Consider the following 17,546-nt stretch of genomic DNA (forward strand, 5'->3'; position numbering starts at 1 on the left):
AGAGGAGGCTCAGGCCACCGGACCTTGCGCCGGCTTCCTTCTCAGCAGAGCGTAGAGAATGATCGCGCCGAACGTCGCGGTGCCGATGCCGCCCAGACCGAAACCGCCGAGCTTCAACGAGAAATCGCCGGCGCCGAGCACGAGCGTGACCGCGGACACGATCAGATTACGGTTGTCGGAAAAGTCCACCTTGTTGACGACCCAGATGCGCGCGCCGGTCACAGCGATCAGCCCGAACACGACGATCGACACACCGCCCAGCACCGGCCCGGGAATGGTCTGGATCACCGCACCGAACTTCGGCGAAAAGCCCAGCACCAGCGCGATCACCGCGGCGATCACGAAGACCAGCGTCGAATAGATCTTGGTGACGGCCATCACGCCGATGTTCTCCGCATACGTCGTGACACCGGTGCCGCCGGCAAAGCCGGACACGATCGTCGCGAGTCCGTCGCCGAGGAATGCGCGGCCGACGTAGCGGTCCAGATTCTGGCCCGTCATCGCGCTCACCGCCTTGATGTGCCCGAGGTTCTCCGCCACCAGGATCACCGCGATCGGCGCGAGCAAGGTCATGGCCTGCATGTTGAAAACGGGCGCCGTGAAGTGCGGCATACCGAACCACGCGGCGTTGGCGACGATGGCGAAATCGATCGGCTTGCCCATGCCGAGGCCATTCGTGACGATCGCGTAGATCACATACGCCATCAGCAGGCCGACCAGAATCAGCAGACGCTGCAGCATGCCGCGCGCGAACACCGCGACCGCGCCCACGCACAGCACGGTGACCAGCGCCATCCACGAATCGAAGTTGCTGCCGCTCACGCCGTGCACGGCGATCGGCGCCAGATTCAGACCGATCACGCAGACAATCGCCCCGGTGACCACCGGCGGCATCAGCTTCTCGATCCATTGGGTGCCGACCGCCGACACGATCAGGCCGATCACCGCATACACCACGCCGCACGCGATGATCCCGCCGAGCGCCACCGGAATGTTCAGGTTCGGCCCGTGGCCGCCGTACCCCGTCACCGCGATCACGAGACCGATGAACGCGAAGCTCGAGCCGAGATAGCTCGGCACGCGCCCGCCCACCAGCACGAAGAACAACAGCGTGCCGATGCCCGACATGAAGATGCACAGGTTCGGATCGAAGCCCATCAGCAGCGGCGCGAGCACAGTCGAGCCGAACATCGCGACGACGTGCTGCACGCCCATTGCGAACATTTGCGGCCAGGCGAGCCGCTCGTCGGTGCCGACGATGCGGCCCTCGGCCGGTGCGGGCTGCGCACGCCAACGGGGGAAGTAGGAATCGGCCATGGCGGGGGTTCTCCTCTGTTCGGCGCTATTTATGGTGGCGCGGCGCCGGAACAAGGCGTCGCCCAGGAATTACGCGCGAGTGTACGGAGTGCCACCAGGCCTGGCAAGTTCAGCCGTGCCGGGCTTCCAGCGAAAACACCGTGACGGCCGCCTGCAGCTGCCGCGCCTGATCCGCCATCGACGCCGCTGCGGCGGCCGCCTGCTCGACCAGCGCCGCGTTCTGTTGCGTCACGTCGTCCATCTGCGCGACCGCGCGGTTGACCTCTTCGATGCCGGTGCTCTGCTCCTGCGACGCCGACGAAATCTCGCCCATGATGTCAGTCACCCGTTTGACCGCGTGCGTGACTTCAGCCATGGTCTGGCCGGCCCGCTCGGCCAGTTCGGCGCCGCTGCCCACGCGCGCCGTCGAGCTTTCGATCAGCTCCTTGATCTCCTTGGCCGACACCGCGCTGCGCTGCGCGAGCGAGCGCACTTCGCCCGCCACCACCGCGAAGCCGCGCCCCTGTTCGCCGGCGCGCGCCGCTTCCACCGCCGCGTTGAGCGCGAGGATATTGGTCTGGAACGCGATGCCTTCGATCACCGCGATGATGTCCGTCATGCGCTTCGAGCCGGCCGCCAGTTCGCGCATGGTTTCGACTACGTCGCCGACGAGGTGGCTGCCGCGCGCCGCCACTTCCGAAGCGCCGTGCGCGACGCCGCCCGCCTGCTGCGCGTTCTCGGCGTTCATCTTCACTGTCGAGGTCAGCTCCTGCATGCTCGACGCGGTTTCCTGCAGCGCGGCGGCCTGTTCCTCGGTGCGCTGCGACAGATCGGTATTGCCCTGCGCGATTTCACCCGACGCCATCAGGATGGACTCGCTCGATTCGCTGATGCCCGACACGATGCCGGCCAGCCGCTCACGCATGTTGCGCAACGCGAACAGCAGGCTGTGGGTGTCGCCGGTGCGGGTCTCGACGCGCACGCTCAGGTCGCCGTCCGCGATGCGGTTGGCGATCTGCATCGCGTAATCCGGTTCGCCGCCGAGTTGCGCGGACAGACGGCGCGCGATCACCGTGGCGAGCAGCATCCCCGCGACGATCGCGCCGAGCACCAGCACGCTCATGACGATGCGCATGTGCTGATAGCCGGCGGAGGCTTCATGCTGCGCTGCGTTGGCCTGCTCGCGGCGATAGTCGATCAGCGCCATGATGCGATCGCGCAGCGCCTCACTCGACGCAATCGCGCGGCGCACGAGTTCGTTGTTGTCGACGCCGGCCGGAACCGGCTCGAGAGCGATCTGCTGATGCACGATGCCTTCCCACGCCGCCGACGCGCGCAGCACGTCGTCGAACATGGCCTGACCCTTGCTCGTCCCGATCGTCGCGCGGTACTGGTCGTAGCCGCCGTGCATTTCCTTGAGCGAGCCGACAATGCTGTCCTTCAACTTTTGACGGCCGGCGTCGTCGGCCGCATAGCCGAGGTTCGCGGCGGCCAGATCGGAGTCGATCTTGTGGCGGTTCGCCTCTTCCATCCAGTAGAGGCCGTTCATGTGTTTATTGCCGATCGCGTCGGTAATGTCGTGCATCGATGACAGCGTACTCAGCGAAGTCACGCCGATCACGACGCAAAAACCGATCACAACGGAAAACGCCAGCAGCAGTTTCCTGAACACAGGCATGCGGTCGAACCACTTCATTTCACCATCCTTCACGAGTCACGACGGGTCGCTCGAGTCGCCGCGCCATCGCGAAGTATTTCGCGACCTTCTGGCTGCGCAGCGACGCTCCCACCTCATTTACGGCGGCCATCACCGCGACTTGATGCGCGAAATGTCAGGAATAACCGGGACAGGATGTTGTAAGCGATGCCGAAGGGACTGGGCCGGATCGCAAAAAGACCGGACGATCGGCAAGTCGACACCCCGATTGGGATTTGTCTGATTTATGGGGCGGCGGCTTACGCCTAGACTTGGCCTGCTGCGTTGATCCCCATGAGCAAGCGCATGCGATGTTGTAACTCTCCGACTTTTCCGCTCACGCTCCCCCAGCGTGAGCGGTTTTTTTTCGTCAGTATGATTTGTTGCTCGCGCACGATCTGTTACTCGCGCAAGCGCACTTACGCGTTGGCGTTCACGCGTGTGTTGCGAAAGCGGCGCCTGCGCGGCACGTCTTTGGCGATCTTTGTCCTCTCCGGCAGCGCACGACGCGTCGAGCAATCTGCATCGCGCAATCGAAGCATCGCCCGATTCGTCAGGTGGAGTTTTTCGCTTGGGTGACGGATTCCGCTGCAGAGGCAGGGCCGGGCGTCGCACGCATTACACGCATCGCACGGGTGGTCGCGTGGTAGCACAGCACGCGATTGCGGCCTGCGTCTTTGGCTTCGTAGAGAGCTTCGTCGGCACCATTCACGAGGGCGCGACTCGTGGCGAATGTGTCGCGTAACGCAGTCGCGACGCCAATGCTCACGGTGAGCACGTGGTGCGAGCTCGCCACATGGCGAAGCTGGAGCGCCTGAACCGCGGCGCGAATCTTCTCCGCGATATGGGTTGCGCCGGTTTCGTCGGTATCCGGCAGCAGCACGGCAAACTCTTCGCCACCATAGCGCGCCGCCGTGTCGCCTGGGCGCCGCACGCTCTGCGCAATACAGCGGGCCACGCCAATGAGCGCTTCATCGCCCGCCGAATGGCCGTACAGATCGTTGAAACCCTTGAAACTGTCGACGTCGATCAGCAGCATCGACAACGGCCACGCGTTGCGCTGCGCGCGGCGCCACTCTCCTTCTGCCTGCTCCTCGAAGGTGCGGCGATTGAAGAGACCGGTCAGCCCGTCGGTGCGCGCCAGCACGCGCAACTCTTCTTCCGCCGCGCGGCGATGGCGCAGTTGCTGGGAGAACAGGATAGCCAGCGCGATAATCGTCACGTCGAGCGCGGCGATCAGCGAGCCGATGATCCACGCACGGCGCCGCCATTCCACGTACATGTCGCGCGTGGACAGCGCGACGTCGAGGATCAGCGGATACATGTCGATATGACGGAACGCGTACCAGCGCTCGACGCCGTCGATCGCCGCCGTGCCGAAGAAGTCACCGCTCGGCTGCTGGGTGAAGCGTGAGTAATTGGAAGTGCCGGTCAGATTGATGCCGATGATTTTCGGATCGTACGGACGCCGCATCAGCATCGTGCCGTCGTTCAGCATCAGCGCCATCGATCCGCCGGCGCCGAGATTCATGCCGGCGAACAGCCTGCGAAAATAGGTGAGGCGCATGGTGCCCACCACCACGCCGCCGAAACTGCCGTCCGGCCGCGTGATCCGCCGGCTCAGCGCGATGCTGACGTCTTTGCCGCTCACTTTCGGCATGAACGGGTGGCTGATGAACAGGCCGGCATTGGGAGAGTCCCGCTGCACCTTGAAGTAATCACGGTCGGCGAGATTGACCTGGCGCGGTGGCGAGGCCTGTGAGTCGAACCTGACGTTGCCGGCCTCGTCGGTTACGAGGATCGAACCCATGTCTTTCGCGCTCGCCGAGCCGTCGAACAGGACCATCTGGCGGAGTGCCGGCTTCAGGTCGAGCACGCCGGGCTGTTTCAGCCCATCGATCACCGCGCGCAGCGAAAGGTCGTAGATCTCGAGATTACGCGACACGTCGCGCTCTACCAGCAACGACACGTTGAACACGGAATCCTGCGCGCGCCGCAATGCGTCGTCGCGCATTTGCGCCAGCACCCACACGGCGATCGCGAGAATCGCGCTGGCTAGCACGATGCTGATCGCAATCACGATGTTCGGTCGGCGCGTCACCATGGTTTTTCGTTCGAGCAGGCGCGGACCCGCGCGCGTGAGCAGGAAGGCCGCGTCCGGGCTGGCGCGTACCGTAAATCGGTAGCGTACCAGACGCTGTAGCGCGCCGAACGATCGGCAAGGCGGGTTTTTGCCATGTCCTCCGTCCGCGTTTAGAACGCCGACACGAGACGCAAGTGTAATCCGAGCCTTTCACTCAATGACCAAATTATTCAATCGGCACGAAATTGTGTGTTTCTTCGGTCATCGCGCGCAAACTTTCTAGTGTTATACCCGATTAGCCTTCAGGATTTGACGTTGCGATCCGATATTCGGTGAATGGGATGCCTCTTTTGCGGCTTACGCCGATGCGGCCAGTCACGCATTCGACATGAGACAAGGAAGCGGTAAATAGCGCGGGGCCGCCGCCATGTACGACGGCCACACAGACGCTCCCATGCCCGGACCTGAGAGTCCATTGCGAAAGCATTCAAGTTTCGTTATTGGAGAAAAATCGTGACATTGAAGCACCTCACCATCAAAGCCAAACTCATTGCCGGCTTCGGCATGCTGTCTCTAATCGTCGTCGCGGTCTCCTCGCTTTCGCTGAAGGCGCTGAACGACTCAACCGATGGATTTTCCGGCTTCGTGCATGGCATCAACGCGCGCGCCGACATGGCGGTGCAGGTGCGAACCGCCGTCGACCGCCGGGCCATCGCCGCGCGTAATCTCGTGCTCGTAACGAAACCTCAGGATCTGGACCTCGAGAAGGCCGACGTGCTGCGCGCACATGAAGATGTGCAAACCAATCTGAAGAAGCTCAACGACATGATCGCCGCCGCGACCGACACCTCGGAGAAAGCTCGCAGCCTCGTCGCCGAGATCAATCGGGTGGAGGCCGCGTACGGACCGGTCGCCACCGACATCGTCAATCTCGCGCTCAACAACAAACGCGACGAAGCGATCGTCAAGATGGACGATCAATGCCGGCCGCTGCTCGCCGCGCTGATTCGCGCGACTAACGCGTATGCCGACTACACGCACGGCCGCCAGGAGCAGATGATCAACGAATACGCGGCGCACTACGAGAACCAGCGCAACCTCCTAATTGCGATCAGCCTGATCGCGGTGGCACTCGCGATCGGCGCATGCGTGCTGATCACGCGCGCCGTCACTGGACCGTTGCGCCAGGCGATCGACGTTGCGCGCACCGTGTCGGAAGGCGATTTGCGCACACGCATCGCCGTGAACGGCCGCGACGAAACCAGCAAACTGTTGGGGGCCCTGCGCGAGATGAACGAACGGCTGACCACGATCGTCGCACGCGTGCGCGACAGCAGCACGAGTATTGCCGGCGCGGCACGCCAGATCGCCGCGGGCAATATGGACCTGAGCCAGCGTACCGAACAGCAGGCTGCGTCGTTGCAGGAAACGGCGTCGAGCATGGAAGAGCTCACCTCCACCGTGAAGCAGAATGCCGACAATGCGCAGCAGGGCAGCATGCTGGCCACGAATGCTTCGTCGGTCGCGCAGAAAGGTAGCGAAGTGGTCGGCCAGGTGGTGAGCACGATGCACGACATCAGCGATAGCTCCACCAAGATCGCCGACATCACCGGCATTATCGAAGGCATTGCGTTCCAGACAAACATTCTTGCGCTCAACGCTGCCGTCGAAGCTGCGCGCGCCGGCGAACAGGGCCGCGGTTTCGCGGTGGTCGCGAGCGAAGTCAGAAGCCTGGCGCAGCGTTCATCGAGCGCAGCCAAGGAGATTAAAGACCTGATTGCCAGCTCCGTGGACAGGATCCGCGACGGCTCGGCACTGGCGGGTGAAGCCGGCAAGACGATGGCCGAAGTCACCCAGGCGGTGGCGCGGGTGACGGACATCATGTCGGAAATCGCGGCGGCATCGAGCGAACAAAGCCGTGGCATCGAGCAGGTCAATCTCGCGATCACGCAGATGGACAACGTCACGCAACAGAATGCCGCTTTGGTAGAAGAAGCGGCGGCAGCTTCGCGGTCGATGGAAGATCAGGGCCAGCAGTTGAACGAGGCGGTGGCATTCTTTCAGATTCTGAATAGCGATGCGGCAATGGCTTCTGGTTCTGCTGTTCCCGTGCATAAGGAAATACAGCGACGCGAATCGGCTGTTGCGCCTGTCCGGCGCGCCGTCCGCGCGACGCCCGCGCCGGTTGCCGCGCCGCTTGCCGCACTGGCGACGGCAGCCGTGGCGGTCGGGGCGGTCGGGGCGGATGACGGGTGGGATCAGTTCTGAGCGCTCTTCTCTGACTAAGCGCCGTGCCAAGGTGGGCGGCGCAAGCATGCGGAGGCGTGATGCGTCGCAGACGGTGGCATGCGACCAGCGTTGGAAGATCAAACAAACGTTTCCTCTCGGCTTCCTTGCATCAACGCGAATATCGAACCGCGCCGCCGAGCCGCGCGAGTGCGGCGGCCATTTCGGTTTCGTCGAGATTGCCGTAGCCAGCCCGCACGCTTTGCATGTCCTCGCCATTAGGCGAGAACCGACGGCCAGCGAGTAGAAGAATGCCAAGCCGCTCGGCGCGATCGACCAACTCGCCGGCTGAAAGCTGCCCGGGCACGTTCGAGGGCGCTTGACGCGGGTTAGTACGGGTTGGTTCGGGTTGATGGCTTGTAACGAGGCTTTGGCGTTGAGGATGCGCCTTTGCTCCCGGATTGCATCGCTCGGGGTTTAGGTCTTTGAGTGGAAAAGAAAGAGCCCTGCAAGTCTTTGGACTTGCAGGGCTCTGATATGGCCGTTTGGTGGGAGGAGGAGGATCGAACTCCCGACCTTCGCATTGCGAACCAGAAGGCCCATGCCTAAATACAAAGGTTCATTGACCTATTTCTGGATTTTTGGGACAATTTTGAGACACACCTGTCCCGGAAACGACATCTAGCGGCTAATTTGCCTATGGCGACCTTTACCAAACGCGGTGACCTTCAGTGGCAAGCCAAGATTCGCAGAAAAGGCTACCCCCAAGAGTCGAAGACCTTCGACACCAAGGCAGATGCTGAAAAGTGGGCGAGGTCCATCGAACGCGAGATGGACCGGGGACGCTTCGTTAGCAACGCGGAAGCTGAAAGCACAACCTTCACCGAGGCGCTCGACCGCTACGAGCGCGAGATTGCATCGAACAAACGAGGCGCAACGCAGGAGAAGTCGATCATTCGCCAACTGCGCGACTCATGGCTCGCAAAGCGGCCACTCGCAGGAATCCGGCGGGCTGACATTGCGAAGATGCGCGACGAATGGTGTGTCACTCATAGCCCGGCGACGGTTGTCCGCCGCCTAGCTGTAATCTCTCACCTTTTTACAATTGCGCGAAAGGAGTGGGGGCTGGAAAGCCTCTCCAATCCGGTCGAGTTAGTTCGCAAGCCAACGATCAAAAACGAGCGCATTCGCCGCATTGCCAAGATCGAACCGGAAGCCGTGAAAGGCGACTCGACCGACGAACTTGCGTACGTCAAAGCAGCGTCTGCGTCTGCCTTCTTGCCCGCGCTCATCGACATTGCAGTCGAAACGGCGATGCGTAGAGGTGAGTTGATCTCGCTCGGCCCAGCCCAAGTTGATCTTACAAAGCGCGTTGCTCGTCTTGCCATGACGAAGAACGGGAGTTCGCGCGACGTTCCCCTTTCGAGGAAAGCGATTGCCGTCTTTGAAGATCTCATCAAAGATGGGCGCGAATTGTTTTTTCCGCTCCGCCCCGACGCGGTAACTCGAGCATTCGAGAGAGCGGTCGCACGGGCGAGGAAAACGTACGAGGAGGATTGCGCGAACAAGGGCGTGACCGCGAACCCTAATCTCCTAGTCGACCTATGCTTTCACGACTTGCGACACGAGGCAACATCACGCCTTGCCGAAAAATTTCCACTCCATGAACTAGCGAAGATTACAGGCCACCGCGACACGAAGATGCTTATGCGGTACTACCATCCGAGGGCAGAGGATCTTGCGAAGAAGCTGGATTAGCGCCACCGCTTATCTTGAGCGCTCGCCAATAAAATTTTCAGCCGGACCTGAAACCGCCTGCCTGGCCCATCGTGGCAACACTGGCGGTTGCCGGGAGCAAGCCGGCACCGATCCGATCTCGACATCAGATTCGACTTCGACGTATTACGTCTCGTCGTCGGGCGCGCGCGTGCTGAAGTCAATACTGACGATCAAAGCGGACCGGCGAAATGGCACTGTGAATGCGACGAAGCACCATGCCAGGTGGTCTGACGCGGCGAGCGTTAACAACCGTTGAAATTCGCCCTCAGTCATATCAACCACTCCCTGTAACTCCGGCTTGACCGAAATGAACACGCCAATGTTCGGCACGGCTACATTGCCCAGATCCGGTTTGTCCTTCGGAGAAACCTGGATCAAGAACCTGACTACGCCGCCCACCGCTTCAGTGAACTCCCCCTCTAACTGAATCGACGCGCGACTCTCTCGCTCCGGAGGGTAACCTCGAGGCCGGTCCGCGCGAATTGACAGGCTTGAGTGCCAACTGGTGACGCGCCCATAGCGACTCAGCAACTCGCGCCGGGGGTTTCGGTGCTTCGCTTTGTTCATAACCGCCCCTCCTAGACTTGACGACCTGCCGCCAATGAATACCGAGGAATCCCGCCTGGTGTTTGCCGTTCCACTGACGCTCAAAATGCGAGGCGATTCCCCGAAGTGGCGATCTCGCGTGGCGATCGGATGACATGGCGCGGAGCGCAGATGGTTGCGAGACAAACAACAATCCGTCGTGCCAGAACACGATCGCCGATGTGACGAACAAGTGATAAATTCGCCGGCGTGCATCATGCATCATTTAAGGATGGCAAATGAAGACACAGGCATACTTTGAAGACATCTACGACCATCTGCAATCCGAGCTTCAGTCCGCCAAGCACAGCGTGAAGCTTTGTGTTGCCTGGCTTAACTGGGAAAAATACCGTCGGGTACTCGAAAACCTGCTAGAGAGGGGCGTCCGGATCGAGCTGATCCACAACGACGACAACGCGAACACGCACACGCTGAGGGACATCGCCGCAAGCATCCAACTCTTCCCCATTAGGGGACGGTGGAAGTCAGATTTGATGCACCACAAGTTCTGCATTGTTGACGACCGGACGGTAGTGACCGGCAGCTTCAACTGGTCGCGGAACGCGCCACGACATTTCGAGAACATCGTCGTGGTCAAGGATGATTTCCGGCTGGTCAAATCCTTTCTTCACGAGTTCGAAGATTTAAAGGCGTACTTCCATGACTTCAACTCGCAACAGAAAATGATCTGCGGAGCGGAGCAATTCCGTGGGGCAAAGTGCGCCAGCGAGGCCTACTCTCTCGGTGTGCTGGGGCAAGAGTCGGGAATGTACGATGACTCAGAGATTGGTGTATACAGCGTCTGCGTCAACCACCGGCATATCCAGCCTGTGACGTCCATGTACGACCAGTATCTTCTAACTCAGCTTGGCCTGAAAGACGAAAATCATTTCGATAACGAAGAGGATTACACACAGTGGCAGATGTCGTCGGACTTCAATAAGGAGCGGCAAGTTATTGGTAACTTCCAGTCCTATTTCGCGGGTCGACATCAAGGACTGAGAATTCACGCGGTGGGTGCGGTTCGCCTCGGAAACGAACTGGCGCACCTAAAGTATCAAGAGCCGCCTGAACACGAGGTCGTTGTCCTCTGGCGTGACACCTATTACCGCAAGGTCGTGCCGGAGGTCCTATACGACGAGGGGAATCTGGATCTGATTGTGGACCGGCACTACTGATCTCGAATATCTACGCCGCATGCAAACATCCTGTCGCCATACAGCCATAGCGTTGCGGATACCATCACCGGTACAACAAGACCGAGGACGAGGCATGAAAAAACACGAGCCGGTGTACAACGTGTTCACGTATTTCGAAGCCGGACAACTTCGGGCGGTGGGGATCAAACAGTATTTCAGGCAGGGAAGCGACAAGAAGAAACTGGCATTTTTGCAGGAGCGCGCCACGTTCGATTTTTCGTCGGCGCGACGCGTGCCATTGGCCCGTCCGATGAGCCGCGAGCAGTACCACGCGATGGAGCGCCTGGGCGAAACGGTCCACATCTTCGAGCCGCTGCTCGCCGAGGTCGGTGCTGGCCGGCAACCACTGTTTTGCGTCACGCCGATCGTCGACGGCGTGCCCACCATCCACGTGTCGGTGCCGCTGGGGCCGCTCGACATGTCGAAACTGCCCGACGGCGTGGGGGAGCCTGGCAAGATGGAAGACTACTTGTTCAAGTACATCAACGACGAGGCCGGCACGTTCGACATGCCGGGCCTGATCCATGACGACTATTTCAAAGCGATACGGCTGTTGTTCAACAATCGGCATTTCATCTCGTGCCTCAAACTACTGATGTCGTTTCTGGACACGATTGCTTACGTCGAGTTCGGCGACCGGCCGCCGCGTGAGACGCCCGTGTTCATCGACTGGTTGCGCACGTTCGCCGACCCGGACCCGGCCGGGGCCACGCCTGAGGAACTTTGGGAGTTCCGCAACAGCCTGCTGCACATGACGAATCTAGAGTCCCGGAAAGTCGCCGCCGGCAAGGTCGCCCGCCTGACGCCATACGTTGGCGCGCAGGAACACCCGCCCAGCGATGACCCCATGGTGAAGTACATCAACACGTATGGATTGATCGAGGCGGCGGCTGCTGCGATCACACGCTGGATCACGTCGTACAACGAACAGCCGGAAAAGATGCGCACGTTCGTCCAGCGTTACGACCGTGTGGTGTCGGACGATCGCCAGGCAATCATTCCCATGCCACCAACGCCGACCGGCGAAGCAGCGACAGGGGGCTAGGTGCCGTTTGTCGCTACAATCGGCAACAGACCAGTCAACATACAGACCACAAATGGCAACCCTGTCGTCGATCGAAAAACGGAAACTGGAACGCCTGCTCGGGATGAGCAGCGGCTACGTGCTCAACTTTTCCGACCGCACGTTTTCCATGTTCTTCGAAGAACACTCGGGCCTCGACATCGACGATGCGAAGTACCGGATCAACCTGAGTTCCGGGTCAAAGGCCAACCGGATGCGGGGTTTCTGGACCGTCGAGCCGGACCGCCTCGTCGCCAAGGTGCTCGTCGCGTTGATCGAGCACGCGAACGAATACGACTGCCTTCCGGCGGATGCGGATGCCGCGTTACTCGCCGACGTGGACAAGATCATCGCCCAGCTTCACCAAGACCCGTCGAGCCCCGTCCCCGAGATCGACGCGTTCACCGCCAGCGTCAACGACTTGGACTTTGAAGCGGCAGCGAAGCACATCCGCACGGCGATCGAACAGAACGAGCCGGCGACGGCGCTGGATCGCCTGCACGTGTTCGCTATGAAGTTTTTGCGGACGCACTGCGAGCACCGCGGCATCGAGGTCAACCGGGACAAGCCGTTGCACAGCCTGATGGGCGAGTATGTCAAAGCGATACGGGTCGCTGGCCTGATCGAGTCGGACATGACCGACCGCATCCTGCGCAGCAGCATCAGCGTCCTGGAGGCGTTCAACGACGTGCGCAACAACAAGAGCCTGGCGCACGACAACCCAATCCTGAACCATTCGGAGGCGTTGCTGATCTTCAGTCACGTCGGCGCCTCGATCCGGTTCATCCGGGCGCTCGAAGGGCGGGCCAGAGCCAATCCCCGATGAGCACGTGGCAAAGCGCGAGCGTCGGCGGGGCGAGGGCCGTTACAATGTCGCAAACGTCGCAGGCGACGCCGCTCGATTGGGGGCAAGACGCGGGAAAGGGGATCGGGGGCGATGGACATCGGAAAACAAAAAGAGCAGTTCAACAAGGCGTACGTGCGAGCGATCGCCGCACAGGCGGGCCTCAACCCGTCGGAACTCGACGTGGACGACGACAGCGTTGACCTGGAGCTTACCGGACGCGGCTTCAAAGGCCCGGTTCGCAACCCCAAGGTCCAGTTCCAGCTCAAATGCACGTCACGTGACCTCGTGACCGGCGAGGTCATCCGCTTTCCGTTGTCCCGCAAGAACTACGACGACCTGCGCGGCGACGATGTCATCTGCCCGCGTTATCTAGCCGTACTGCTCGTGTCCGACGAGCCGGCGCATTGGGTCCAGCATCATCAGGACCACATGAGCATGCATAACGCATGCTTCTACGTGTCACTGCGCGACCTGCCGGACACAGCAAATAGCACGACGGTGACGATTGACGTTCCATTGAACCAACGCCTGACCACCGAAGCACTGACGCACCTGATGACCTTGGCGAGCAATCGAGGGAGCGCGCTATGAGCCGCGACGACTTGCTCAAACGCCTGGCCGACATAACGCCCGATCAACTGGCCGCTTACCTCGACCTGCGTGGCTGGCGAAAAGATGCGGACCTTGGGGCGATGGCGTCGGTGTGGCACCGACCGGAACCCCAGCAGGAAGACGCCGAAGTTTTACTGCCGTCGCTGCAACAGCGGGCGAAAGATTTTGGCCGGCGGCTGGTCGACGCCGTGACGGCGATCGCCGACTTCGAGGGGCGGCCGGTCCTCGATATCGTTCGCGATGTTGCTGGATATTTTTCGGATCGCATCCGCGTTCGGGTGTTCCACTTCGACGTGGAAGGCGGCACGATCCCGCTCGACGATGGCGTGCTGCTGAACCAGCGGGCGCGCGACCTGATGGAAGCCGCCGCACTTGCGTCCACCTCGAAACGGCGGCAGTTCACGGGGCGCAAGTCCGACGAGATGAACGAATACCTGCGATCGCTGCGCTTGGGTCAGACGGAAATCGGCAGTTACGTCGTCAACATCATCGCTCCTGTACCGGTCCAGCAAACGTCGCAACTTGGTTTGCCATCGGTGCCGACGACACGCCTGGTGACCGCCACCCTGTCGTCGGGGCTGCGGGCGCTCGACGATGCGATCGGTACGATCTCGAGCGGCGGGAACACTATCGTGCTCGACGAAGCCGTGAACAATGGCGCGAGTGCAAACTTGTGCGATGCGCTCGTGGGTTTGAGCGGTGCAGACCAGAAGCGTGGCTTCGAGGTGACGATCACACCGGCCAGCAGCGGTTTGGAGCCGAGTCCGCCGGTCAAGTTCGTGTTCGACAGGGACAAGGTGGAACGCGTCGCGGAGGCGGCGGCCTACTACAAACGCGAAGACTACACGCTGTACGACCGGACAATCACCGGGTCCGTCGAAAAACTGGACCGGCCGCTGGCCGATGAAACCGGAACGATCACGATCGCGGTGACGTTGAACGGTCAACCGAAAAACGTTTCTGTTGAACTCGACAAGGACGAGTACCAGCAGGCCGTCCTCGCGCACGGCGAGAAAACGTTGGTCCAGTGCCATGGCGATGTCCGTGTCATGTCGCGAGGCGCGCGTCTGGTCAACCCGCGCAACTTCAAGGTCATCAAAAACGGCGATCTGTTGTAAGGGTGGACGCTCCGCCCGCCCAATGGCCTTGGCTGCGACTACGCATTTGCTTTCTCCTTCCGTGTGCGCTTCGGCTTTGCAGGCGGAAGGAGGCTGGTCACCTTGCCGTAAAGGACAAACAGGAACGCAACACGCCCCGCATCGGATTTGTCGCCTTTGAACCCGTAAGCGGCATCGACCGCCCGGTCATTGGCAACATGCGCCTTCCGAAGTTCCGGCGGCATGGTCCGCGGGTCATAAAGATCAGCCAGTGACGACCCGGGGAAAAGCGAACGCGCGTCGAGAATCGCCTGGGCGGTGGACTCCAGTGCTTTTCGTTGCGCTTCCGTCGCTTCTGGCCATGGATAGTTGTTGAATACGATCTTGACGGAATATTGAAAGTCGCTTTTCAGTCGTCCCGTTACAGTGCGCACCCAAGCCATATGCATGGTCGAATGCAACACTGCGAAATGATACGGCGTCGCGTCGGGCATCAGACGTACCTTGTTGCTCGCAAGGGTTGGCGGTTCCAGGTACCCCAGCGGGATGAACTCGCGGCGATACGACGAGACTTCAGGGATCACCAGGAACGGCTTGTCCGGCATGAACTCGACGTGAAAGCGCGTCGGCATGTCCGCCAACTTTTGCGTGGGGAGGCTATCGCTCGCAAGACGGCTCTTGCGGACGGCCTCGACGCGCTTCATACATTCCGGCAGCGCGCGCAGTTCGTTCGGCTTTAGATCACCCAGCCACAGGCACCACCGACTCAGGTCGTTGATAAACTCAACCGAGCCGTACCACCGACGAAACAGCGGGGCGGCTTTCGGTTCCAGTTCGACGAACGCAGCTTTTTCGTCGTCGGTGAAAAGATAATGCCCACCGTCGATAGGCTTGTTCCCGATGCCGATTTCCGGAACGGGGCATATTGGAGTGCGTCGATTGGGCAACAAGTAGTCGGGCGCATCGACCAGGTAAGGGTTGATGCGTTTGGCGGCGATGACTAGCGCGTTCTCGGCCTTAATGTCGCCGGTGTAGTCGTAAATCGTACACCGATCCGGTACGCGGAGACCAAAGCCGATGATGACGCAATGCACCGCGGCGATCCCCTTGCCTTCGTTGCTCCACTGAAACGTGCGATGCCCGAAGCGGATATGGATGCCGCCTTGCAGCAACGGTCCCCAAAGCGCAGACACCTGCTCGCCCTGCGTAATCGAGTTGGTCGAGACAAACGCTACGTCGATGGTCGGGTTTTGCTGGATGTATGCCAGTGCCTTTACATACCAGGCTGCCACGTAGTCCAGCAGACCTCCATTTTTGATCTTGGCAAAGATCAGGCGAGCATCTTCCCGCTGGGCGTCGTTCAGGTATTTCGCACCGATAAACGGGGGATTGCCCATCACGTAAGAGCATTGCGTGGGCGGTAGGATCAACGCCCAATCGAAGCGGAGGGCGTTTTCCTGGTGGATGTGCGGTGTATCAACCAAGGGAACCGTCGGGCGCGTGTTGCCGAAGCGATCCGCTGATTCCAGGTTCATCTGGTGATCGGTGATCCACAACGCGACGCGAGCGATGTGCGCCGCCGCATCGTCGATTTCCAAGCCGTAGAACTGATTGACCCGCACCCGGCAAAGCGTGGACACGTCAAGCAGGCCGGGGCCTTGCCCGAAGTCAACAAACAACGCCGCGATGACATCGTTTTCTAGGCGTCGCAGTTCCCGGTAAGCGATCACCAGGAAGTTGCCACAGCCGCATGCTGGATCAAAGAAGGTGAGCGTCGACAACTTGTCGTACAGCGCTTGCAATCGGGGCTTGCTCTTTCGCGCCTTCTCGAACTCGGTACGTAGATCGTCCATGAACAACGGGTTGATGACCCGCAAGATATTGCGTTCCGAGGTGTAGTGCGCGCCGAGTTCCCTGCGACTGGCCTGGCGCGTCTCGTCCGGCGTGTGCACTTCGAGTACACCTTGGAACATTGCCCCAAAGATCGCCGGGCTGATCCCACTCCAATCCAGTTCCGCGCACTTCACCAGCAGGGTTCGCATGTCCGCATCGAACGAAGGGATGCGTGTACGCTCGGAAAACAACGACCCGTTGATGTAGGCGAACGCGGCCAGACGGTCGTCCAGGTTCGACGACCGATCGCTGTACGACGTGTCAAGCACGTCGAACAGGCTCGCCAGGCTTTGCCCGGTGTCACGTCCGTCGGGCCTTGTGGTTTCGACGTACCGTCGAAAGAGGCCGTCTTGTCCAAAAATCCCGGTGTCGTCGGCGAAGAGGCAGAACAGGAGCCGCGTGAGAAACACTTCCAGATCGCGCCCGCGGAAGTTCGCCTGCAACAACGCCTCGTGCAACTTCGAGACGGCGTACGCCGCCTTTCGGTTGATCGGCGACTCCTCCAGGATCTCCGGCGACGCATCCTTCTCGACCAGGAACCGGAACCAACCGGCGTGCTTGGAAAGGTCCGCGAGTTTGCACTCGGCCTGGGTGTCAGTTTTCAGGTCGTACAACCTGAACCGGGCGAAATCCGACACGATGATATATCGCGGACGTTCGCCTTCCGACAAGGCCGTGAAGTAGTCGGACGCCTGTGTAAACGCCGAGTTCAGATCTTTGCCTTTGCTCTTGTGCTCGACGATCAACAACCCGGGAATAAACGAGTCGATGAAACCTCGCGTGCCGTCGAGTTTGTCCACCGCCTTTTCGTAGATCGTCGCCGACTCCGGACGGATGCCGAAGCACTCGTAAAACCGCGCCCAAAACAACTTTGCGTCGGCATTCTCGCGTTCCGCCTGTTTCCATTGTTTTGCAAACGCCTGCAAGTGGGCACGGATTTCCGGGAACGAGATGGTGGTCATTGCGCTGGCGTCGTGTCAAAGGAAAGGGGCGATTGTATCCGGTAAGAGCCATGCAACGGCTTCGATCAATGTGATTGCCCTTTGATTGGCCGTGTCGATGGACGCTGTCGGCGAGGCCGCGATGCGCCGCTATATATACAGCACGTTCGAACCGCAGACGGTCTAAAGGATGGCGGACTGCTTGAGCGCGATGGCGCTGCGTATCAAA

Annotated in this window: 12 protein-coding genes; 7 read left to right on the forward strand and 5 right to left on the reverse strand. The window is 60.6% G+C overall.

Going from position 1 to position 17,546, the window contains the following annotated elements; genetic code table 11:
- Positions 1-9 precede the first annotated feature (9 nt).
- The 3 genes from AC57B1_RS02935 to AC57B1_RS02945 form a co-directional block, all read right to left on the reverse strand.
- On the reverse strand, positions 10-1,317 hold the full coding sequence (locus AC57B1_RS02935) for a solute carrier family 23 protein (RefSeq protein ID WP_496416508.1): 1,308 nt from the start codon (positions 1,315-1,317) through the stop codon (positions 10-12).
- 109 nt (positions 1,318-1,426) lie between these two features.
- Entirely contained in the window at positions 1,427-2,992 is a 1,566-nt protein-coding gene (locus AC57B1_RS02940; RefSeq protein ID WP_496416509.1) for a methyl-accepting chemotaxis protein, read from the reverse strand.
- Positions 2,993-3,545: 553 nt separating this feature from the next.
- A complete protein-coding gene (locus tag AC57B1_RS02945; protein WP_496416510.1) occupies positions 3,546-5,096 on the reverse strand; it encodes a sensor domain-containing diguanylate cyclase in 1,551 nt (516 codons plus the stop codon).
- Between the two features lie 543 nt (positions 5,097-5,639).
- Here AC57B1_RS02945 and AC57B1_RS02950 point away from each other — a divergent pair.
- Both AC57B1_RS02950 and AC57B1_RS02955 read left to right on the forward strand, forming a co-directional pair.
- Positions 5,640-7,343 carry a methyl-accepting chemotaxis protein gene (locus AC57B1_RS02950; RefSeq protein ID WP_496416773.1) on the forward strand — a complete coding sequence of 568 codons (1,704 nt, stop codon included), beginning with the start codon at positions 5,640-5,642 and terminating at the stop codon, positions 7,341-7,343.
- 657 nt (positions 7,344-8,000) lie between these two features.
- Complete coding sequence (locus AC57B1_RS02955) at positions 8,001-9,059, forward strand: tyrosine-type recombinase/integrase (RefSeq protein ID WP_496416511.1); 1,059 nt, start codon at positions 8,001-8,003, stop codon at positions 9,057-9,059.
- 144 nt (positions 9,060-9,203) lie between these two features.
- On the opposite strand, the gene AC57B1_RS02960 is transcribed toward AC57B1_RS02955, so the two are convergent.
- Positions 9,204-9,647, reverse strand: coding sequence for a hypothetical protein (locus tag AC57B1_RS02960; protein WP_496416512.1), 444 nt, complete (start codon positions 9,645-9,647; stop codon positions 9,204-9,206).
- Between the two features lie 257 nt (positions 9,648-9,904).
- On the opposite strand from AC57B1_RS02960, the gene AC57B1_RS02965 reads away from it, so the two are divergent.
- From AC57B1_RS02965 to AC57B1_RS02985, 5 genes are all read left to right on the forward strand, one after another.
- Positions 9,905-10,843: a phospholipase D-like domain-containing protein gene (locus AC57B1_RS02965; RefSeq protein ID WP_496416513.1), complete on the forward strand. Its 939-nt coding sequence runs from the start codon at positions 9,905-9,907 to the stop codon at positions 10,841-10,843.
- Positions 10,824-11,909 carry a hypothetical protein gene (locus AC57B1_RS02970; protein WP_496416514.1) on the forward strand — a complete coding sequence of 362 codons (1,086 nt, stop codon included), beginning with the start codon at positions 10,824-10,826 and terminating at the stop codon, positions 11,907-11,909. The genes AC57B1_RS02965 and AC57B1_RS02970 overlap by 20 nt, the downstream gene beginning before the upstream one ends.
- A 52-nt stretch (positions 11,910-11,961) precedes the next feature.
- Positions 11,962-12,753: an abortive infection family protein gene (locus tag AC57B1_RS02975; protein WP_496416515.1), complete on the forward strand. Its 792-nt coding sequence runs from the start codon at positions 11,962-11,964 to the stop codon at positions 12,751-12,753.
- Positions 12,754-12,864: 111 nt separating this feature from the next.
- Positions 12,865-13,365 carry a DUF4365 domain-containing protein gene (locus tag AC57B1_RS02980; RefSeq protein ID WP_496416516.1) on the forward strand — a complete coding sequence of 167 codons (501 nt, stop codon included), beginning with the start codon at positions 12,865-12,867 and terminating at the stop codon, positions 13,363-13,365.
- On the forward strand, positions 13,362-14,504 hold the full coding sequence (locus tag AC57B1_RS02985; RefSeq protein ID WP_496416517.1) for a hypothetical protein: 1,143 nt from the start codon (positions 13,362-13,364) through the stop codon (positions 14,502-14,504). Before AC57B1_RS02980 ends, AC57B1_RS02985 begins: the two co-directional genes overlap by 4 nt.
- A 38-nt stretch (positions 14,505-14,542) precedes the next feature.
- Here AC57B1_RS02985 and AC57B1_RS02990 read toward each other — a convergent pair whose 3' ends face one another.
- On the reverse strand, positions 14,543-17,338 hold the full coding sequence (locus AC57B1_RS02990; protein ID WP_496416518.1) for a class I SAM-dependent DNA methyltransferase: 2,796 nt from the start codon (positions 17,336-17,338) through the stop codon (positions 14,543-14,545).
- Positions 17,339-17,546 lie beyond the last annotated feature (208 nt).

Source organism: Paraburkholderia sp. BGA-UO-ETr-F21 (genome assembly GCF_059567925.1).